We start from the raw sequence: 23,018 nt of genomic DNA, 5'->3' as shown, positions 1-23,018 counted from the left end.
ACTATCGATTATTTAATTTTTATAGGCCAATGTTTTTAATAGATCAAAACTTTGATGCCTTTGACAATATTCCAGACAACGACCGCAATATTGATCAAACCAATCGCTAATAGGATGGAAAAACCGCCAATGATAGAAGGATGTCCGCCAGATAGTAGAAATAAAAAGATAAAACCTATCACTGATAAAAAAGGAATTACATGGGAAATCAGTGCTTTTTTTGCATGTTCTTTTACTTCATAGCTATCAACAATAAAATAAATAGCAATTGGAAAAAGAAAACCTGCAAAGAAAATGCTGAAATAACATAATGACGAAATAAGCCGGTTTGTATCCACTGAAAACATCTCCTTTTTTTATTCATAGATATATACGAACGAATTAGGCATTTCGTTTCATGATTCGAGAAAAATGTTATGAAATTAAAAAAAAAGATGGCTATATAACAGCCATCCAACAGCCATCCATGGAATTTAATTTTCTAATATTCTATTTCGATGATAGTTTTAGAAATCAAAGAGCTTAGAAGGCAGTCAAAGATCACATGCACTGCACTTCCTAACGCTTTCCGATCAGCTTGATTGTTGGAATACCGTGATCAAATGTATCCGTGTGCGTCTTGTCTTTTTTGATCCAATCTATGATTTTAATTGCCAATGGCTTCAATTTTTTCAAGCCGTTCTTCCATTCGGGCGCGGTCGCGTTCTATGATCGGCTTTAAATATTTGCCCGTGTAAGAGCCTTCGACTTCGCAAATCTCTTCCGGCGTGCCAGTTGCAATAATCTGGCCGCCCCGGCTTCCACCCTCTGGTCCTAAATCGATAATATAGTCAGCCGTTTTTATCACGTCTAAATTATGTTCAATGACAAGGACGGTATCGCCGTTTTCCACAAGCCGCTGCAATACTTTAAGGAGACGTGCAATGTCATCAACATGCAAGCCGGTCGTCGGTTCATCTAAAATGTACAATGAGCGGCCGGTAGAGCGGCGATGCAGTTCTGATGCTAGTTTTACACGTTGGGCTTCCCCGCCGGATAAAGTTGTTGCTGGCTGACCCAACTTAATATATCCGAGACCAACATCAGCAATCGTCTGAAGCTTACGCTTAATTTTTGGGATATTGGCAAAAAACTCAAGCGCATCATCGACAGTCATGTTTAATACATCGGAAATGTTTTTATCTTTATATTTCACTTCCAACGTTTCACGGTTATAACGTTTGCCATGGCAAACTTCACACGGAACGTAAACGTCTGGCAAAAAGTGCATTTCAATCTTTATAATACCGTCGCCGCGGCAAGCTTCACAACGGCCGCCTTTCACATTAAAGCTAAAGCGTCCTTTCTGGTAGCCGCGCATTTTTGCTTCATTCGTCTGGGCAAATACATCGCGAATATCATCGAAAACGCCTGTATACGTAGCCGGATTGGAACGCGGTGTCCGGCCAATCGGCGACTGATCGATGTCAATCACTTTATCTAAATAATCGATTCCTTTAATTTCTTTATGAGCTCCCGGTTTATGTTTCGATTTATACAAATGATGGGCAACTGCTTTATACAATACTTCATTAACAAGCGTACTTTTTCCTGAGCCAGATACACCGGTTACGCAAATGAAAGTTCCAAGCGGGATTTTAACCGAAATATTTTTAAGATTGTTTTCTTTTGCTTTGACAACTTCCAAATAACGGCCATCACCTTTCCGGCGTTCCACCGGCAGCGGGATAAATTTTTTACCGGACAAATATTGGCCAGTGAGCGAATTTGGATCATTCATCACTTCTTCCGGAGTCCCTTGGGATGTCACTGTACCACCATGGACACCAGCACCAGGCCCAATATCGATAATATAATCGGCTGCAAGCATCGTATCTTCGTCATGTTCGACGACAATAAGCGTGTTGCCGAGATCACGCATATCTTTCAACGTTTGAATAAGACGGTCATTGTCACGCTGATGCAAACCGATCGATGGTTCGTCTAATATATAAAGCACACCCGTCAGACGGGAACCGATTTGCGTTGCCAAACGGATCCGCTGTGCTTCTCCCCCAGACAATGTTCCAGCAGACCGCGAAAGTGTTAAATAATCAAGACCGACATTGATTAAAAATCCTAAGCGCTCATTAATTTCGCGAAGAACGAGCCGCGCAATATTCTTTTCTTTTTCCGTCAATTGAAGGTTTGAAAAAAATTGATAGGCTTCTTCAACTGATAAATTCGTAATTTCTCCGATATGTTTTCCGTCAATCAATACGGCCAAACTTTCTTTTTTCAGGCGGTGCCCTTTACAAGTAGGACAAGCCTTGTGCGCCATATATTGTTCCATTTGTTCGCGAATATAATCGGAAGATGTCTCATGATAGCGCCGTTCAATATTTTTAATAACACCTTCAAACTCAACATAATTTTCGCGGATTTGGCCAAAATCATTTTCATAGCGGAAATGAATTTTTTCCCCGCCGCTGCCATATAAAACCTTATCTAATAAATGTTTCGGAATATCTTTGACCGGAATTTCCATGTCTATGCCATAATGATCGCAAACAGCTTTTAAAAGCTGCGGGTAATATTGCGAACTCGTAGGTTCCCAAGGTGCAATCGCATGCTCAATGAGCGAGCGGTCCCAATGTGGAATGACAAGATCGAGATCCACTTCAAGCTTTACTCCCAATCCATCGCATTCAAGGCAGGCACCAAACGGACTATTAAATGAAAACATTCTTGGCTCGAGCTCTCCGATTGAAAACCCGCATTCAGGACAAGCATGGTGCTCACTGAAAAACAGCTCTTCCTCACCGATAATATCAACGATGACATAGCCTTCCCCAAGCTTTAGAGCTGTTTCAATGGAATCCGCAAGCCGTGAGGAAATGCCTTCTTTTACAACGACACGGTCGACGATCACTTCGATCGAATGCTTTTTATTTTTTTCTAGTTTAATGTCGTCGTTAATTTCCATCATTTCGCCGTCGACCCGCACGCGTACATAACCTTGTTTTTTAATATTTTCAAACACTTTGATATGTTCGCCTTTTTTACCGCGTACGACTGGCGCTAAAATTTGCAATTTTGTCCGTTCCGGGTATTCAAGAATCCGGTCAACCATTTGTTCAATCGTCTGTGATGTAATTTCAATCCCATGATTCGGACAGACAGGGCGGCCGATGCGGGCGTATAAAAGGCGCAAATAATCATAAATCTCCGTTACGGTTCCAACGGTTGAGCGCGGATTGTTGCTCGTTGTTTTTTGATCAATCGAAATAGCAGGTGACAGCCCTTCAATCGTATCAACATCCGGTTTGTCCATTTGCCCTAAAAACTGGCGGGCATAAGCTGATAGCGATTCTACATAGCGGCGCTGCCCTTCAGCGTAAATCGTATCAAAGGCAAGCGATGATTTTCCGGACCCGGACAACCCGGTCAAGACGACTAGTTTATCACGCGGGATGGTGACATCGATATTTTTTAAGTTGTGGGTGCGGGCACCTTTTATGACTATATTTTCAACTGTCATTGTAGTCTCCTTTCTTTTTAATACCCATTACCTTTCAGCTTTTAATTCTAAAAGCAGGTCGCGCAGTTCAGCAGCACGTTCGAATTCAAGCGCTTTGGCTGCTTCTTTCATTTCTTTTTCTACTTGAATAATTAATTTTTCCCGTTCTTGTTTGCTTAGTTTTCCTTTTGGTTTCTTCTCATCATATGTTTCTTGGTCTTCCGCTGCAGTCGTTGCACGGATGAGATCGTGAACCGCTTTTTGAATCGTTTTCGGTGTGATGCCATGCTTTTTGTTAAATTCTTCTTGGATTCTGCGGCGGCGCCTTGTTTCATCGATCGCAATTTTCATAGAATTTGTGATTGTGTCTGCATACATGATCACATGGCCATTGGCATTCCGGGCAGCACGGCCAATTGTTTGGATCAGGGATCGTTCTGAGCGTAAGAAACCTTCTTTATCTGCATCTAAAATAGCAACGAGCGAAACTTCAGGAATATCCAGTCCTTCCCTGAGCAAGTTGATGCCAACTAAAACATCAAATTTTCCAAGGCGCAAATCGCGGATGATTTCAATCCGTTCCAATGTTTTTATTTCAGAATGTAAATACGCAACTTTGATGCCGATATCTTTTAAATAATCGGTTAAATCTTCCGCCATTTTCTTAGTCAATGTCGTTACAAGGACGCGCTCATTTCTTTCGACCCTCGTTTGAATTTCACCGATTAAATCATCAATCTGTCCTTCAATTGGGCGCACATCAATCGTAGGGTCAAGCAGCCCTGTCGGACGGATAATTTGCTCAATGACATCCGGTGCATGTTCAAGTTCATACGGTCCTGGTGTAGCTGATACAAAAATAGCTTGGTGAATCGCCTTCTCAAATTCTTCAAATGTTAACGGGCGGTTATCAAGAGCTGATGGCAAACGAAAACCGTGGTCAACGAGCACTTGCTTGCGCGCTCTATCCCCGTTGTACATGCCGCGCACTTGTGGTAATGTCACGTGTGATTCATCGACAATAAGCAAGAAATCGTCCGGGAAGTAATCGAACAATGTATAAGGAGTTGAGCCCGGCGGTCTGAGCGTCAAATGGCGTGAATAGTTTTCGATCCCAGAGCAAAAGCCCATTTCCCTCATCATTTCAATATCATAGCGTGTCCGTTGTTCTAGCCTTTGCGCTTCCAGCAGCTTGCCGTTGTCCCTTAGCTCTTTCAGCCGTTCTTCTAGTTCTGCTTCAATATTTTGAATAGCAATTTTCATTTTTTCTTCACGAGTAACGAAGTGGGAAGCCGGAAAAATAGCGACATGTTCACGGTCGCCGATAATTTCGCCGGTCAGGGCATCGACTTCGCGGATCCGGTCGATCTCATCGCCGAAAAATTCAACACGAATGCAGTGTTCATCGCGTGAAGCCGGGAAAATTTCGACGACATCCCCACGCACCCTGAATGTACCGCGCGTAAAGTTAATATCATTGCGTGCATATTGGATATCTACAAGATCACGAAGCAATTGGTCCCGGTCTTTTTCCATTCCTACCCTAAGTGATACGACCAATTCCCGGTATTCTTCCGGTGAACCTAAACCGTAGATGCAAGATACACTGGCAACGATGATCACATCATTCCGTTCAAAAAGGGCAGATGTTGCCGAGTGGCGCAGCTTGTCGATCTCGTCATTAATGCTGGCGTCTTTTTCAATATACGTGTCTGTATGTGGTACGTACGCTTCCGGCTGATAATAGTCGTAATAGCTGACGAAATATTCAACGGCATTGTTTGGGAAAAACTCTTTTAACTCGCTGTAAAGCTGGCCAGCGAGTGTTTTATTGTGAGCTAGAACTAGCGTTGGTTTATTCACTTCTTTAATGACGTTAGAAACCGTAAATGTTTTCCCTGTCCCTGTTGCACCAAGGAGCGTCTGAAACTTTTTCCCTTGGCGAATGCCTTCCACAAGCTTGGCAATCGCTTGAGGCTGATCCCCTTGCGGCTGATATTTCGACTTCAGCTCAAATTGTTTCACAATCACACCAAGTACCTCCGTTCAAACCATTTACTCCATTTCATTTTATCATAGGATAGAAAGCGACTCCAATTTTAACGAACGAATGTTGGGTTTTTTCGTAGAGGGAGGCAGAAGGGTAGGTAGAGGGGTCAGGCACCTACCCCCAGAGGTGCCTGACCCCTCTGCGGTACCGTCTCCGGCACCGTCTGCGGGGCGGTGACAGACCCCTCTGTTGTACCGTCTCCGGCACCTTCTCTGGCAACAAATAAAAAAGCATGGACAATCGAGTGGATTTCCATGCTTGATCTTTTTAGTATTTTCTTCTATTTATATTTTTCAGCTTTTTCATCATTCTCCCAGCCACTAGAAAGCCGACGATGACGGAGAGAATCCATGTTATGGTAACGGTTTTCGGTTCCCCATATCCTTGAAAAATTGCAAAAATAATTCCAATTGTTAGCAGGGTACTAATATAATGATTAAAAGTAACTCTCGTTAAAAATATTATCATTAAAAAGGGCGCCACAACGGCTAGTATCACTTTAGTCATTTAAATAAAAGTCCCCTTCCCGATCAAAAAAAATAATTCTCAATTGATTTTACTACAACCATATGATCCATACAATCGAAAGGGTTTTCTTACAATAATTATATTTAATACGTTTTACGTAAAGAGATTAGCTTCCACTTGTTACCACCTTTATGTAATGGGTCAAACTTCACTTTCCTAACCGGAAAAAAGTGAAAATTTCTCCGCAGCCTTTTTCTTAAACAATATTCATACATGTTCTGTCAAAACGCCCCCTTTCAAGTTATCGAAAATTATTCTTAAAATTCCGAATTTATCTATTTTTCCCCTTTACAAAATGCCTATCTTCGCTTATTCTATATTTAAACATATGAGCAAGTGTTCATATGTTAATATTTGAATCATTGGAGGAACCTCATTCATGTTAAAGGAAGAACATCTTTTTTTAGATGATGAAATCGTTGAAATTGTTTCTAGAAATTTTAAAGCAATGGGGGACCCAACTAGAATTAAGTTATTGTATTTGTTATCGCAAGAAGAATGTTCTGTAGGTCATATTGCTGAAGTTTTAAATATGTCTCAATCGGCCATTTCCCATCAGTTATCGTTTTTAAAAAATCTTAGATTAGTCAAATCACGTCGAGATGGAAAATCAGTTTATTATACATGCGATGACGAACATGTCATTGAGATATTAAATATCATGATTCGTCATTCAACTCATCATTTGGAGGAATGAAAATGTGTCATCATCATTTTGGAAATGGCGGCCATCATCATGAACATAGCCATTGCGGGCATCACCACGGACACCACTTTCACGCACATCACCATGGACACGACCACCATTCATCAAGAGAAGGAAATAGAAAAGGGCTAACGATTGCATTAATTATAACAACAGGCATCATGCTTCTGGAATTTTTCGGCGGATTATTGACGAACAGCTTAGCTTTGCTTTCTGATTCAGGCCATATGCTGAGTGATGCCAGTTCTTTAGCTCTTAGCTTAGTTGCCATGTGGTTTGCGGCAAAACCTGCATCCCCTAGCAAAACATATGGTTTTTACCGATTTGAAATTTTAGCTGCTCTTTTTAACGGAATTACACTCTTTTTAATTGCAGGGTTCATTATTTATGAAGCATACGGACGATTTTTATCACCCCCTGCTGTGGCAAGTGGTTCCATGATGCTTATTGCTTTCATCGGCCTTTTTGCAAATTTGATGAGCATGTGGGCATTAATGAAAAAAGGAGACATAGAAGGCAATGTGAATTTGCGGAGTGCCTATCTTCATATATTGGGAGATGCTTTAGGTTCAGTCGGTGCCATACTAGCGGGTTTATCGATGTATTTCTTTGAATGGTATATAGCCGACCCAATCATCAGTGTTGTTGTTGCCCTTCTCATCTTGAAAAGTGCTTGGGGAGTTATTACGCATACCATCCATATTTTAATGGAAGGAACACCAACCACCATTAACCAACAAGAAGTAAAAAAGGTGCTCGAAGAAATACCAGGTGTTATTAATATTCATGACTTGCACATTTGGACAATCACATCAGGATTAAACTCTTTAAGCTGCCATATTTTAATTGAAGATCATCAAGATAGCCAATTTGTTCTTCAAGAAGCGATTATTAAAATAGAAACAATCTTTCATATTAAACATGCAACAATCCAAGTTGAAAAATCAAATCTCCGACATGCAGAAATAGAAGTATAGGTACATCAAGCCGCTCTTGACCTCATCAGCGATTCAAAGATTTTACTTAAAAAAGGTAGACCATTTTCACAATGGATGCCTTTTTATTTTGTTTTGGTTAACCAAACTGACAGTCCAATTTCCATCACGAAAGCTATACTTTCCATTGCTTGTTAGGAAGGTTCAATTTTCATATCGAGGTTAAAAAATCTTTAATGAGGCATGATAGGTACAAAAAGTGGATGGTCTTCAATCAACAGCAAACCAATCATGCCTCTTATGAAATTTAAAGCCTATGTTTTTCAACTGTATTCTCCTAAACAATAAAATGATGTATCCAAAATTTCAGTCTTCTGCCTAAACAGACATCATCGCAGTATGTAGTCTACAATTCATGCTGTTATCCTAGACAATAACACTTGCTGCTTCATGTTAAATTGCTTAAAAATTTCTTCAGTAGAAAAAGGTATTGACAGCTATGATCAAACTTTGTAAAGTTGCAATTGAGTTGTTTTTCTGTAAGTTTAAGAATCTTGAATTTGTAACATAAATTGTTTTATTCTCTTATGACGATTTCCTACACTTATAGCACTGCGGTTTAATCTCTTACCAATTTCTTTATAAGTAAGTCCCTTTTCACGTAATGTTAAAAGAAGTTGATCCTCTACTGTCGTCCATCCTTTATAAACTCTCCTTTTATTCATCTGATAATCTTTTTGCCTTTCTTTCTCTACCCAATCAGGCTCAGGTAATAATGTATTTGGTTCAATATTTGAAAACTGTACTTTTTCTTTATTTTCTTCAGCCCATTTCCAAAAGTCTAAAATGTCAACTAAGTAAAAAGTTTTGGTATTTCGGGTCTTTTTTTTCGTACATGGCAACCCATGTCTATCAACCCATCCTTTTACAATATTACGATCTACTTTCAAGTGTTTCGCCAATTCTCCTAGGGTAACGAGCCCTGTTTGCTCTCTAGTATTAGAAAGTCCTAAACGATTTAATTTCATTACTACCGCATCATAAGAGCGATTGATTCTTTTAGCTATTGTTGTTAGTTTTATAACACCAATATTTTCTTTCAAATCATTTAATTCTTCGCTCGTCCATGCTCGGCGCATTTTTAATCCCCCCTAAATACTTTTTATTGCTTTGAAATAGTAGACAATCTATACCATAAATTTTGTATAGGTTGATTCTGCTAAATCGTTCGTACTTGCGGACTAGTTGATCTAATTAAGAAAAAGAATCTTTCTCAATATATTAGTCCACCATACTAGTAGATAGGATAATTTTGTATAGATTTTCATTTATAGAAATTATTACTATTAATTTAGTTAAACAAACGAGAATCATTCTCAAAAATAAATCTTTATATCTTGTAGATAAGTGATCCCTATTACTTATAAACTATTTGTTAATCAAAATAATATCTTTTTTAGTTTTCGTTCAAGCCCAGAATCCTATATGAATTATTTTTCACATAGTATCAAACTTTCATACTATTAAAAGATTGTTTTGAAAGAATTTTTTGTAAATTCACTGTTCATTTAGCACTTTTACGGATCCCAGAGCCTCCATTTTCAAAAATTAATTATTCCAATTTAAAAACTTGGTATTATTAATAATATGAAAGGGGTGATCCAAATTAACCTTTAGTGATAAATTTGGACAACCTCCCTCATCATTTAAAATATTGTTTTTAATCCAAAAAAAATCCAACCTTCATTCAGTTGGATTTTTGAATGAGAGGTAACCCGGCTATCATTGGTGTAAAACCTTTAGACCCGTGGCTTTGCGTCCCAACCTTTCAGTTGGTTTGCCTTTATCACCATTGGTATTTAATTGTAAAAAAAACGCTTTCACTTTATTACTTTATCGGAATGGGTAATAAGGATTAATTACTTTATACCCATATTTTCACAAAAATGTTTAGTAATTTCAATATGTAAGTATATATATTTAGGTAGTATTTTTTAATCCTGAAAATTCCCTTTTTTTGCGAAAAAATCCACTGTTTTCACTGTTTTCTCCCTATTATCTAGCTATTTCTTAAAATTTTGATATTTTTTAATTACTTTTTGTATTTTTATGTATAATAACTTTAATATCTGTATGACCTAATTTGAATTAACTAGTAAATATACCATAATATAGTAAATTTGGAGTAAATAAAGTCCTTTAAGAAAATGAAAAAATCCCCACCGATAACGATGAGGACTATATTTAATAGTTTCTACCATTCTATTATTTTGTTAATGCCCAATCATTTTCATCATTAACGAAAAGCAAACCAAGTTCATGATGCTCGTTTTCATATAGCGCCCGTTGGACGAAACGAACTTCTCCATTGTAGTCCAATACATCCAATTTACAGAAAGCCCGGTTGACATGAAGTGCTTCATAAAATTGTTTTGCAGTTTTCACTTGGATGCCATTCACTTTTGTAATAATCTCTCCAACTTTTAATCCCATTTTATCCGCTGGCGAATCCGGAATGATTCCTAAAATAACTAAACCTTTATTATTAGAAAAGTACGGTGCGCTGCCCATATCGGCCACTTTCTGTTTAAGTGCAATTAATTCGCGGCCGATGATTGCAACAACAGATGCTGCAACAGCTAATATAGGAAGCCAATAAGATGCAACGGTCAATATAGTGACGAATATCGCCAATAAAAGCACTCGTCTCCCTGCCAATTGGATTGCTTCTTTCGGCAATGATGCTTGAATAAATTGGTGGAATCCAATTCCAAATGGTACAGCTAAAAGGGCAAAGTTAGCGAACGGTGTCTTAATGACTGGCCACCATGGCAATGTTGATGACAGAGCATCACCCGGTATGAATAAAAGTACAGGTACAAGCCACAATTTTTTTGCTTCATGGACACCAATTTGTTTTCCTCTTTTACTTTTTTTCAAAGCCGGTGAAGTTTGGAGATGACCTTTACGAACAATTAAAAAACCTTCAGCAAGAAGCATCAGTGATAGAAGCACCGCCATCATAAAAAGCGGACTTTCTTCTAATTCTGTCATCCAGTTTGCAAGCAGTTGATTTTCAACTGTAATGTTCGGAACAAATAACGAAATGAGCATCGCGCCCCCAATGACATAAGCGGGTGAAAGCAACCGCGGCTGCATGATTAAAAGAACAAGTATTGCTAAAACCGACGTAAGAGCAATAAAACCTACTGGGATGACAATCCCTAAACCAAGGAGCACTATTGATACGCATACGCCAGATATAAGTCCATACAAAATGCACTCAACGATTTCACTATTAAAAGGGAAAATGCGCACACTAAAATCTTTCCGTTCTTTTTTTGTCCGCTGTATCCCGATAAGCCATGCAAAAAGGAGTAATATGTAAAAGGCCGGATTTAGAAAAAAACGGCCAAGACCGTACAAAAGCTCTAGCAGCCAAACTTCTGCCATAAAGCACCATCCTTTAATTGATCAAAACTACTGCCATTAAAATGTTCTGCAAATAATTCCAAATCAACTGTACAAAAATAGCCGTATATTCATAACGGATATATTCGACAACTTTTCTCGTATTCCTGCCAGTTTTATTTCCTATACCTCTTTATAGCGTTTCAGAAAATGTTATGGATCTAAGGATATGATTTTATATGTACGATCTCTTGCCTGCTTGGTCGCACAGCAAACAACATCAACAGTTACATCCTTCCAGCATCCAAAAAGTTTTTGGAAAAATGCTGCTTCTTAAGGACCTTTTCAACAGACCAAACTGTACTACTTCACAACATATGATCAGCCTGCTGGAACATTCTAGGAAACACCTGCCCTCGACAGCTTTACAGTATATGAAGCTTTTATTGGAACGTTCTGGGCAACGTCAACTTCGCAGCTTGACAGTTTGTAGGGCTTTTGCTGGAACGTTAGGCTTCCTCCTTCTCAACTGCTTTACTTATTACTAGACGCTTCTACCTTGCTCCCTCCAAACTGTATCCATAGCAAATTCCAAAAAAAATCGGCCGCTTCACAAGCGGCCTTCTCAATCATCATATGTCTCTTACTATTTAAACAACATTTTAATGGCTGTTTGCAATTGAATGTCATTTTTTTCATCTCTGACAGCTTCGATAATTTTTTCTTCCAGTTTTGATGATGTTGCTTTGTCGATCTGTCCGGTCACTGGGAGATTATTTGCTTTTTGGAATGCTCGGACAGCAACTTCTGTTTGTTTGTCAAAATAACCATCAGCTCTGCCTGGCTCAAAGCCAATTCCTTTCAGCATCAATTGAGCACTTTTTACTTTTTCGTTATTCATATCATAGACCAACGGCTCTTTTTCAATTTGCAGCGGACTTGTGTAGAAGTAATCTGGTTGTTTTACTTCCACGGTCGGCTTCACTCCTGTTTTGTGAATCCAGTTGCCCTCTGGTGTCAACCATTTATAAATAGTCAACTTAATATTGCTGCCATCACCTAGAGGAACAGCCTGTTGCACCGTACCTTTTCCAAAAGATGTTTCACCGACAATTTCATAGCCCCCTGCTTCTTTTAAAGCAGCTGCTAATATTTCAGAAGCTGAAGCACTGCCTTTATCAATCAATACCGTAATTGGATAATTTTTCGGTTCTTTTAAAGTTGAGAAATAGCGTTCTTTCTGACCGTTTCGGTTTTCAATTTGGACATATGGCTTATCTTTCGTTACAAAGTGTTTTAAAATTTCTTCTACGCTTTGTAGATATCCTCCTGGATTGCCGCGGACATCAATAACGAGACCGGTGATCTTTTGTTTTTCAAGATCTTCTAAATGTTTCGCAAAATCTTTAGCCGTGTCTTCTGAAAAACTTGTAATTTCAATGTAACCAATTTTGTTTCCGCGATAATCTTTCACTGAACTATATACAGTTTCAATCGGGATTTCATCTCTCGTCACCTTAATCGTTAAAGTTCCTTCCACGCCAGGACGTTCGATTTCAAGTGTTGCCACCGATCCTTTTTTGCCGCGGATTTTCAAAACAGCTTCAAAAAGATCAAGCCCAGCTAAACTTTCACCATCAACACTTAAAATGCGATCATTTGGTTTTAAGCCGGCTTTTTCCGCTGGAGAATCTTTGAACGGAGCAACGATCGTCACTTTGCCGTCGGTCATACTCACCTCGGCACCAATTCCTTCAAATGAGGAATCCAATGATTGCTCAAATTGGAGGGCCGTTTCTTTATCCATATAAACAGAGTAAGGATCTTCCAATGTATTGACCATCCCGGAGATAGCTCCCTCTACCAATTGCTCACGATCAACTTTTTCCACATAACTTGTAGAAATGAGCTCTAATGCTTGCCTAATTTTAGCAACATCCCCTTCAAGTGTCGGGTCTCCTTTCGCAAACACATTGCTAAAGAAGGACGTTCCATTTAATACAAAATAAGTAATACCCGCTCCAGCCAAAAGAGAGAGCGCCATCAATATAACTACAATTCTTGCGCGTATTCGCAACATACACACCCCTCTATGGATCTATTTCATTTCCCTGCATCTTTGTTACCACGAACATATCTCTCAATTACATATTGTACGATTAACGCTCTACTTGTCGAGAACGAGCCACATTTGCATAAAAAATATGTAATGAAAGAACCTTTTCAAAACTGCTTTCAACTGATTAGTCTACAATAACGGTGCATAAAACAACAAGTTTGCCTCCAATGTGTTGATTTCGCTTGAACCTGCGTCAATCCAAGAATGAAGAGGATGAGCATACATTGATCAAAAACTCTTCGGATCGAGTTCAATCCTAAAAGAATAGAATTTGCCTCTATTCGTTTTTTGTCTTTCTAACAAAAGACTAATCCGGATCGTGCTCAATTCTAAAAATAGAAATGGCCTCACTTCCCTTTTAAATTTCCAAACAAAAAACGTGATTGATCGAGCTCAATCCTAAAAAGATCAGCATTGGCCCCACTTTTCTTTAAACAGGACAGCTTACCATTAATCTTCCTTTTTATGCACTACGCGGCCATTTTTCACGTTTCGTTCTTTAGATTCATTGTACCACATCTACCATTGTGCAGAAAAAGAAGGTGCCCGAAAAATGGAAATCCTCTAAAATGCTGAAGGATGAAGGAAGCATTGGTATGGGGCATCGAAAATCATGATAGAACTTCCTATATAGCCCCTTGATGGTCACTACAAACTATATGCCATGCTTGTACGATTTATGTTATTAGCTTGCCGCATTAATTATCCTGATTTAATACTTCTCTAAGTTCAGCTGTCATTTCCTCTACTAAATGCGGCCTTCCGTGAAACTGAGCAGGTGTATTTTGAAATAGTTCAATTACCCATTTTCCGCCATTTCTTTTTGCGACAACCGTGTGATGTGTGTTTGCCGCAGGGTTAATATCGGATTGCTGCGCTGGCACCATCCCTGCTATCGCCCGCAAAATAGCTATATCTGGACCTAACAGACGGACGTTTCTCACTTTGCTTATAAATTTTCCTGTTGGATGGTCATCAAAAATAGGTTTTAAATGTGAGAAAATTTCTTCTTTGCCAATGGCAAGGCTGCCATCAAACCCTATCATTTCCCCATCTTCTGCAAATACGTCAGCCATTTCACGGGCATTTCGGTTATTCCACCCATTTAATAACTGTTTATAAACTGTTTCTATTTCTTTCATAACAGAATTATTCATAAATAATATATTCTCCTTTCGATCAATCAGAACCAAGGTCTAAGAACAATCGTGTTATTTATGTTAAATAAAATATATAAAAACTTCCTTCCAAAAATTCGGATTTTGGAAAAGCATTCGGTAAATTGAATTCTTATACCGGCCCTTTCCCATTACCAAAACCAATATCTAGAACGTTGAGCCACTATAAACCGGTCCAACCACTTTTCAAAGTTTAGGGGTATATCTTTTCGATTCCCAACTTGGATATACACAAGATAAGAACTATTATTTTTGGCTTCTTTTTCTGAATCAATGAATTGGTATTCGCCATAACCTTTATAATAACCTATCATATACCAACTTTTCTCATAGGCGTCCTTATAATAAATTTCGTATTTCCGATAATATTGCATGATTTGCTCTAAATCAAATAGCTCAAAAAAATCAAAGCCCAGTAGAAAATATTTTTGCCCCATTATGCAATTTTAAGAACTGTTTGTAATCATCTGTTTAATGAAAAATCCTCCAGTTCTCTCTCAGAAGCCGGATCATTCCATTCACAGGTTACTTCTATAAGTTCACCATTTTCTTGTTGAAGCGTTCGTTAATTTACCAGTTGTTCTAACCTATGTTTTAAAGCCTGGAGGACTACATCAACGGCCATACATACCCTTACTATAACAAATATATCAATTTCGATTATAAAAGTATTCATTTGATGCTTAAACAAAAGATGTCTATTACTATGAAACAATAGGTTACTAAGCCTATCATGAGAAACTATCATAAGGTTGTTCAGGAAGCAGTATTTTTTAACTTAAAATTGTCTTATCCCATCTGGCAGTCTACCATTTTGATTATTGCACTTATGCACTTTTTTACTTTTGTGACTGCCCGGACCGTGCGGAATGATTTATAGATCTGAAAATAAAAAAGGACCGCCTCAAAGGTCATTGCTTCAACTTTATTGAGCAATAGTGGTTATAGCAAAAAGTTTGCAAATACCTTTGAGGCTGTCCCATTTGTATTAATTTTTCATTTTTGGATCGAGTGCATCGCGCAAACCGTCGCCCATGAGGTTAAAACCTAAAACGGTCAGCATAATGGCAAGTCCAGGGAATATCATGGTCCACGGTGCTTGAATTAAATACTGCCTTGAATCGGCGAGCATTTTTCCCCATTCAGCTGTAGGTGGTTGAGCACCTAAGCCTAGGAAACCTAATGCGGCACACTCAATAATGGCCGTCGCAATGGCCAGTGTCCCTTGGACAATAATAGGAGCAATACTATTCGGAAGGATATGCTTAAATAATATACGGCTGTCGTTCATTCCGAGCGCTTTGGCAGCCATAATATATTCTTCCTGTTTAACACTTAAAACTTTCGAGCGGATTAACCGTCCGAAGTTTGGAACGTTAATGATAGCAATAGCTATTAATGCATTTTGCAAAGATGGTCCTAATACGGCAACGATGGCAATCGCAAGGAGAATACTAGGAAAAGCAAGCATAATATCAAAAAATCGAGAAATAATGGTATCCACCCATTTTCCATAATAGCCTGCAATAATACCGAGCGCACAACCGATAACAATGGACCCTAATACAGAGAAAAATCCGACCCATAATGAAACGCGGGCACCGAAAATCACTCTAGATAAAATATCGCGGCCGAAATCGTCCGTGCCAAACCAATGTTCACTTGATGGCGGCTGCAACGTTTTTCCATATTCATGTTCGTTAAAGCCGCTTGGTGCAATGATAGGAGCAAAAATAGCTAAAATGATAAAAAATAAGACGATGCAAGCTCCAACAACAGCTAATTTATTTTTCTTAAACCCTTTCCAAGCTTCAAGCCATGGAGAAGAGACTTTTTCACTTTTTATTACGACCGTTTGATTATTTAAATTTTTAGCCGGCTCAACCATTTTATGTACCCCCTTCCACGCAATCTCTTAGTTGTATTTAATTCTTGGATCAAATGCAGCATAGAGCAAATCAACGATTAGATTGATTAAGACAAAGATCGTTGCAATGACTAAAATACCGGATTGAACAACAGGATAATCCCGGAAACCTATTGCTTCATATATATAACGACCGATTCCTGGCCAACCGAAAATCGTTTCTGTTAAAATAGCTCCGCCCAATAAAAGTCCCATTTGTAAACCGATAACTGTTAAAACAGGTATAACTGCATTTCTAAGTGCATGTTTATAAACAACTCTGAACATGCTTAACCCTTTTGCACGTGCTGTACGAATATAGTCAGACCGCATAACTTCCAACATACTAGAGCGAGTAATGCGGGCAATAATAGCCATCGGGATTGTAGCGAGGGCAAAACCAGGCAAGATTAAATGTTTAATAACGTCAACAAATTGATCGAATCTTCCTTGAATAAGTGTGTCAATTAAATAAAGGTGAGTAATGGCTTCAACCGGGTTACGGATCGATTCCCTTCCTGTCGTAGGAAGCAAATCTAATTTAATAGCAAAAAGCCATTGTTCCATTAAACCTAACCAGAAAATTGGCATGGAAACACCAATTAATGCTAAAACCATTGCCGTATAATCGAACCATGAATTTTGAAACCAAGCACTAATAATTCCAGCATTCACTCCAATAAACACGGCAATAATCATAGCGAAAAGGGAAAGTTCAAACGTTGCTGCTAAATACGGCCAAATTTCTTCACTAATAGGAGAAGAAGTACGTAATGATTCACCTAAATCTCCTTGGAGCAAACCTTTTAGATAGTCAAAATATTGGATATACCATGGCCGATCAAGTCCTAATTTTTGATTTAGAGCTTCAATCGCTTCCTTTGAAGCTTGCTGACCTAAAATAACTTGAGCTGGGTCACCTGGAATGGCACGAATCATAAAAAATACAATGAATGTCATCCCGATTAACACAGGAACTAACATGAGAAGGCGCCTAATTGTATATGCCAGCATAAAAACACCTCAGTTTTTCTGTAATTCATATACGTTTTAAAAAGGGGAGTGAAACCACTCCCCAGCAATTTCTTATTTAAACTCTACAGTCATAAGCTCATCTGTTCCTGTTGGATGAGGAATGAATCCAGAAATATTAGCTTTTCCAGCTAAAAGTGGTGTAGAGTGAACGAGCGGAACCCAAGGTGCATCTTCGTGAATAATTTCTTGGGCTTTTTTGTAAAGTTCATTTCTAGTTGCCTGATCTGGTGTAGATTGAGCTTGAACTAGAATTTCATGCAATTCATCGTTTGCATAGTACGTATAGTTATTGCTTCCGATTGAATCTTTATCAAGTAAAGCGTATAAGAAGTTGTCTGCATCCCCGTTGTCACCAGTCCAACCGAGCAAGAATGCTTCCGCTTCACCTTTTGATGCTTTATCTAAATACGTTGCCCATTCAAAAGATACGATTTTTGTTTTTACCCCGATTTCAGCAAAGGTTGCTTGAATAGCTTCAGCAACTTTACGTCCATCTGGCATATAAGGACGTGCAACAGGCATTGCCCATAATTCCATTTCAAAACCATTTGGATAACCAGCTTCAGCTAGCAACGCTTTTGCTTTCTCTAAGTCAAATGGATATGGCTCGATTCCATCATAATACCCTTGAATAGAAGGTGGCATTGGGTTTTTGGCAGGCTCTGCAAGGCCGTTAAATAATGCATCGATAATCCCTTGTTTGTCTACCGCATGGTTTAATGCTTGGCGCACAAGTTTATTATTTAATGGATGATTAGGATCCTTTTGTTGTGTTAAACCAAGATAACCAACATTCATAGAAGGACGTTTAAATACTTGTAAATCTTTATTTGCTTCAATTTGTTGTAAATCACTAGGATTTAAGCCATCAGCGATATCAATTTCTCCAGTTACCAAAGCATTTAGACGAGATGAATTATCCGGAATCACTTGATAAATCACTTGATCTACCTTTGGATAGCCTTCCAACCAGAAGTCTTCATTTTTCTCTAAAACAATCTTGTCGTTGCGAGACCAGCTAACAAATTTAAATGGTCCGGTGCCAACTGGATTTTCACCAAATTTATCACCATATTTTTCAATGGCAGCAGGGCTTGCGATTCCGAATGGTTTCATTGCAATATTAGCTAAGAAAGGAGCTTGCGGGCGATTTAAAGTAAATTCTACAGTATATGGGTCAATCGCTTTAACTTCTTTAATAACGTGGCCTTCATCGCCTTTGAAGCCGCCAAACATAGAGTTATAGTATGGGAATTGGTCAGCCGTACCGTTCATCCAACGTTCGAAGTTGTAAACAACGGCATCCGCATTAAAGTCTGTACCATCATGGAACTTAACGCCTTCACGTAATTTGAAAGTGTACGTTAAACCATCTTCAGATATTGTCCACTCCGTTGCTAGAGATGGTTGGATGGAAGTATCTTGCTCACCATACTTTACTAAAGTATCAAAAATTTGTCTCGTTACATTTAAAGATTCTCCGTCGGTAACTGTGATTGGATCAAGTGCAACAGCATCTCCGCCTTTACCGAATACGAGTGTCCCACCTGAGCTTTTAGATTCTTCTTTTTCTTCTGTTGAATTATTAGCTGTTTCTTTATTGGAGGAACAGCCAACCAAAGCAACAGAAAGAAGCATCATGAAAACAAGTGTCAAAAGTAAGCTCTTCTTTTTCATTCAGTTCCCTCCTAAATTTTTTTATATGTAAAAATTTATTGTCAATGTCGCTGCCAATCTTGAAAACTATTTATTGTAAAGATGGCAGGCAACATAATGACCTTGTTCAACTTCCTTAAATTCAGGACGTTCCGTCTTACAAATGTCCATACATTCCGAACATCTTGTGTGGAATGCACAACCTTTCGGAGGATTTGATGGACTTGGAATATCACCAGTTAATAATGTATCCGTTTTCACAAAATCCGGATCTGGAATCGGAACAGCAGCTAATAATGCTTTTGTATACGGATGGAGCGGTTTTGAATATAAATTTTCACTACAGGTAAGCTCTACCATCCGACCTAAATACATGACAGCCACCCGATCGCTAATATGTCGTACAACACCTAAATCATGGGCGATGAAAATATATGTTAAGTTAAATTCCTTCTGCAAATCTTCTAATAGATTTAAAACTTGCGATTGAATCGACACATCCAGTGCCGATACCGGTTCATCGGCAATAATTAGTTTTGGTCTTGTCATTAATGCCCTTGCAATGCCAATCCGTTGTCTTTGCCCCCCGCTGAACTGGTGTGGATACCGCTTCGCATGATAACTGCTCAAACCGACCACATGAAGCATTTCCTGAACCATCTTTTTCCGTTCATGAGCTTCACCGATTTTATGTACAATTAATGGTTCTTCTAAAATTTCTTCCACTGTTTGCCGCGGATTTAAAGAAGCGTATGGATCTTGAAAAACCATTTGCAATTCCCTTCTTAACTTCCGCATTTCATTCATTGATAGTTTTGTAATGTCTTGGTTGTCAAAAATTATCTTTCCATCTGACGGTTCTATTAATCTCATAATAAGCCGGCCTGTGGTAGACTTCCCGCAACCGCTTTCACCAACGATGCCTAAAGTCTCTCCTTTTTTCACAAAGAAGCTTAAACCATCGACGGCTTTAACTTCACCAACTTGTTTTTGAAAAACTCCAGCTCTAATAGGAAAATATTTTTTTAGATTTTCTACTTGCAATAAAATATCTGTCATTCTCTTCAAACCTCCTGCTCATGTAAGAAACAACGCACTTTATGACCGGTTTCTACTTCATAAAGTTCAGGAGTTTCGATTCTGCATTTCTCAAAAGCTTTTTCACAACGCGCTGCAAAACGACAGCCTTGCTTAATGGAACCAGGCTTAGGAACGTTTCCAGGAATAGAGTAAAGCCGCTCTTGTTTGTATCGCATATCAGGAATAGACTTAATAAGTCCAGCTGTATACGGATGCTTAGGGTTTTTAAAAATCGTCCTCACGTCACCTTCTTCAACGATTTTTCCTGAATACATTACAATGACCCGCTGGCACACTTCTGCTACGACTCCTAAGTCATGGGTTATTAGCATAATGGCTGTATTAAAATCTCTATTTAACTTTTTCATCAAACCGAGAATTTGCGCTTGAATCGTAACATCGAGTGCAGTCGTAGGCTCGTCTGCAATAAGTACTTTCGGATTACATACCATCGCCATTGCAATCATCACGCGCTGGCGCATACCACCCGATAGTTGATGGGGGTATTCATTCATCAATTCTTCAGCACGCGGGAGACCAACAAGTTTTAAGATTTCAACCGCACGATTGTAAGCTTGCTTTTTACTCCAATTTTTATTATGTATTTTAATAGCTTCGATTAATTGGTTCCCAATCGTAAATACAGGATTTAGGGAAGTCATCGGTTCTTGGAAAATCATCGCAATATCATTTCCACGAATTTCCCTCATTCGTTTCTCCGAAGCTTGACATAAATCCTCACCATTATACAGAATCTTTCCCCCAACAATTTTTCCCGGCGGTTTCGGAATCAGTCCCATAATTGAAAGGGAGGTGACGCTTTTTCCACAACCGGATTCACCGACAATTCCTAAAATCTCTCCTTCATTTATATGAAAATCAATGTGATCGACAGCAGGGATTTCTTCATCATCTGTAAAAAACGATGTCTGTAATCCTTGTATTTGTAATATAGGATCGTTCATAGATTCACTCCCTTTTCCTTGATGATCTAATCACAACCTTTTTCAACTGTTTGTCCAGAGCAATTGCTGGTATAACTGCAAATTAATTGGGCAGCATCTGTTAAAAAGATCCGGTTTTCACGAAACTTTAGACACTACCTTGGTTAGTAATATGTAGTTCAAATGGACTAATATGTAAAAAAAGGTGTAAAATTCTGAAATTATTTTACAATCATTTACTATTATGCCACTATATTTTATAAAACTCAATATAAATTTTAAGAAAATAACATATATTTATATTATTTGATAAATAACAAAAAGTTAAATCTACTGAAAGTCTTTATATTACTTAAGTATCGTTGCAATGTTTCAAATTACCTCTCTTAAAGATTGGGAATATATAGAAAAAATCTTAATTTTATAATAATTAATTATTCCAATATATAGAAAAAATTCTTATTTTAATATGTTAATAGCTTAATACGTTAAAGTGGTAGTAGATAAAATTTACAATTTTGGAATAGGTAATGGGGTCATAGATAAGGGATAAAAAATCCCAAGTGAACAACCTTCACTTGGGAAAGACATTTTAACTTTGGTAGGAAAAGTTATGTATCAAAGTGTTTTTCATCGGCTTCATTATTTCTACTTTTTTCTTGTGAACTACTCGTCATTAAAATGACGAGCTTCCAGTTCTACGCAACGAACTGATGTCCGTTGAACGTATACACTGTCGGCGTGTCCAACACCACTACTGATTGAGATAGATCATCTATCTCTTTCAGATACTTTTTAGCTATATTGATTGCTCCATTGACATCAGCATTTAGTGCTGTGTGACAATCTTTACACACATATAATCCACGATGTTTTCGATTGGATTGATGAGCAAATTCCTTAGATGGAAACGGCTTGCAAACTGCACAGGTTTGCGATGTGTATTCTTCTGAAATCTTGACGACTTCTATGCCTTTTTCTTCAGCTTTATATTTTATCTGTTTAAAAATTTGGTCGTATGGGAGTTGATGCAATTTTTGATTCGTTTTCTTGCCAAGATGAGTATTTTCTCGGATACCAGTGATGTCGCCTATGATAATGGTTTCTACTCCTTGTTTGACAGCGAGATCGATGACTTTCTTCGTCATGCAATGAAGAATATGAAAGGTTTGCGCCTTTCTTTTGCGGTATAGCTGCAGCACTCGTTTCGACTTCTTTGGATATTGAATGCCCTTAGCTGCTTGCTGAGCGTCAGAAATAGCTTGGTAATGCGCTATTTTCTTATGAAAATACCGCTCAACGGAAAGCCATTGGCGACCTGATAGAATGTGAGATTTTCCTTGATAGTCGTAACAAGTAAGAGCATTGGCTATTCCCATGTCGATTGACATAAACTTGGCAGATCCTTTTTTGATAGGAACATCGTTATATTCTTGAGCCAAAATAATTTTGTATTTCCCATCACTCAATGGTTTTACTTCCACTGTTTTTACATGATGAATTTCGATATGTTTCGGAATCGGAATATAAGCATATTTGACTTTGATCCCACAGGTTTCTTGCAAATAAGTCTTTTGTTTTGCAGGAATAGATAAGCGAATGCGATGATCTTCGATTCGAAAACCATTGTTTAAGAACTTGACATTGAAATTTCTATGCTTATATCGTGGCGGTTTTGGATGTTCGATCTCCCCCGATTTTTTCAATTCATAGAATGATTTCCACGCTTCGTGCAAGACTTTTAGTACTTCTTGTGCCGATTGAGAAGGAAGATGTTTATACCAAAAGTGATCTTTTAACCGCTTTTTTTGCTCATACCAGTCAGGATATGGAACTCCACTATCTTTTGTCCAGTTACGTCTCTCGAAATTTGCCACATTCCATAATTTTCTGCTTGCATAGCATAGGTGATGGAGGATGAGGGCGTTTATCTTATTTGGTCTGTATTCAAAATAAGAAACCCGAATCATC

16 protein-coding genes and 1 riboswitch are annotated in these 23,018 nt (G+C 38.4%); of the genes, 2 read left to right on the top strand and 14 right to left on the bottom strand.

Annotated elements, in window-relative coordinates:
• Positions 1-35: 35 nt before the first annotated feature.
• The 4 genes from HR057_RS08630 to HR057_RS08615 form a co-directional block, all read right to left on the bottom strand.
• Positions 36-338, bottom strand: coding sequence for a DUF4870 domain-containing protein (locus HR057_RS08630; protein WP_173731032.1), 303 nt, complete (start codon positions 336-338; stop codon positions 36-38).
• Between the two features lie 308 nt (positions 339-646).
• Positions 647-3,520, bottom strand: a complete 2,874-nt coding sequence (gene uvrA, locus HR057_RS08625; protein ID WP_173731031.1) for an excinuclease ABC subunit UvrA — start codon at positions 3,518-3,520, stop codon at positions 647-649.
• Positions 3,521-3,547: 27 nt separating this feature from the next.
• Positions 3,548-5,527: an excinuclease ABC subunit UvrB gene (gene uvrB / locus HR057_RS08620; protein WP_173731047.1), complete on the bottom strand. Its 1,980-nt coding sequence runs from the start codon at positions 5,525-5,527 to the stop codon at positions 3,548-3,550.
• 289 nt (positions 5,528-5,816) lie between these two features.
• Positions 5,817-6,056: a DUF2198 family protein gene (locus HR057_RS08615; RefSeq protein WP_173731030.1), complete on the bottom strand. Its 240-nt coding sequence runs from the start codon at positions 6,054-6,056 to the stop codon at positions 5,817-5,819.
• Positions 6,057-6,456: 400 nt separating this feature from the next.
• Here HR057_RS08615 and HR057_RS08610 point away from each other — a divergent pair, with 400 nt between their 5' ends.
• The gene (locus tag HR057_RS08610; RefSeq protein WP_173731029.1) at positions 6,457-6,774 is read left to right on the top strand and encodes an ArsR/SmtB family transcription factor; all 318 of its coding nucleotides are present in this window, start codon (positions 6,457-6,459) and stop codon (positions 6,772-6,774) included.
• A 2-nt stretch (positions 6,775-6,776) separates the two neighbouring features.
• Entirely contained in the window at positions 6,777-7,760 is a 984-nt protein-coding gene (locus tag HR057_RS08605; protein WP_173731028.1) for a cation diffusion facilitator family transporter, read from the top strand.
• A 503-nt stretch (positions 7,761-8,263) separates the two neighbouring features.
• Here the strand turns inward: HR057_RS08605 and HR057_RS08600 are convergent.
• The 10 genes from HR057_RS08600 to HR057_RS08555 all read right to left on the bottom strand — a co-directional run bounded on the left by HR057_RS08600 (position 8,264) and on the right by HR057_RS08555 (position 23,017).
• Positions 8,264-8,857: a DNA-binding protein gene (locus HR057_RS08600; RefSeq protein WP_173731027.1), complete on the bottom strand. Its 594-nt coding sequence runs from the start codon at positions 8,855-8,857 to the stop codon at positions 8,264-8,266.
• 627 nt (positions 8,858-9,484) lie between these two features.
• Positions 9,485-9,570: riboswitch (cyclic di-GMP riboswitch) on the bottom strand.
• Positions 9,571-9,983: 413 nt separating this feature from the next.
• A complete protein-coding gene (locus HR057_RS08595; protein ID WP_173731026.1) occupies positions 9,984-11,171 on the bottom strand; it encodes a PDZ domain-containing protein in 1,188 nt (395 codons plus the stop codon).
• Between the two features lie 604 nt (positions 11,172-11,775).
• On the bottom strand, positions 11,776-13,200 hold the full coding sequence (locus HR057_RS08590; protein WP_173731046.1) for a S41 family peptidase: 1,425 nt from the start codon (positions 13,198-13,200) through the stop codon (positions 11,776-11,778).
• A 746-nt stretch (positions 13,201-13,946) separates the two neighbouring features.
• Positions 13,947-14,405, bottom strand: a complete 459-nt coding sequence (locus tag HR057_RS08585) for an SgcJ/EcaC family oxidoreductase (protein WP_173731025.1) — start codon at positions 14,403-14,405, stop codon at positions 13,947-13,949.
• Between the two features lie 1,009 nt (positions 14,406-15,414).
• Positions 15,415-16,314: a nickel transporter permease gene (gene nikC, locus HR057_RS08580; RefSeq protein WP_173731024.1), complete on the bottom strand. Its 900-nt coding sequence runs from the start codon at positions 16,312-16,314 to the stop codon at positions 15,415-15,417.
• A 27-nt stretch (positions 16,315-16,341) separates the two neighbouring features.
• Complete coding sequence (locus HR057_RS08575; protein ID WP_173731023.1) at positions 16,342-17,346, bottom strand: ABC transporter permease; 1,005 nt, start codon at positions 17,344-17,346, stop codon at positions 16,342-16,344.
• Between the two features lie 72 nt (positions 17,347-17,418).
• Positions 17,419-19,044 (bottom strand): ABC transporter substrate-binding protein, encoded by a 1,626-nt coding sequence (locus tag HR057_RS08570; RefSeq protein WP_173731022.1) that lies wholly within the window; start codon positions 19,042-19,044, stop codon positions 17,419-17,421.
• A gap of 66 nt (positions 19,045-19,110) precedes the next feature.
• A complete protein-coding gene (locus HR057_RS08565; protein WP_173731021.1) occupies positions 19,111-20,082 on the bottom strand; it encodes an ABC transporter ATP-binding protein in 972 nt (323 codons plus the stop codon).
• 5 nt (positions 20,083-20,087) lie between these two features.
• Positions 20,088-21,068, bottom strand: coding sequence for an ABC transporter ATP-binding protein (locus HR057_RS08560; RefSeq protein ID WP_173731020.1), 981 nt, complete (start codon positions 21,066-21,068; stop codon positions 20,088-20,090).
• A gap of 677 nt (positions 21,069-21,745) precedes the next feature.
• Positions 21,746-23,017, bottom strand: coding sequence for an RNA-guided endonuclease InsQ/TnpB family protein (locus tag HR057_RS08555; protein ID WP_173731019.1), 1,272 nt, complete (start codon positions 23,015-23,017; stop codon positions 21,746-21,748).
• Between the last annotated feature and the right edge of the window lies 1 nt (position 23,018).

Source organism: Calidifontibacillus erzurumensis (assembly GCF_013303125.1).
Lineage (GTDB): Bacteria > Bacillota > Bacilli > Bacillales > Bacillaceae_J > Calidifontibacillus > Calidifontibacillus erzurumensis.
The sequence above is the reverse complement of the archived record's forward strand: the minus strand, read 5'-3'. Positions and strand labels throughout refer to the sequence as shown.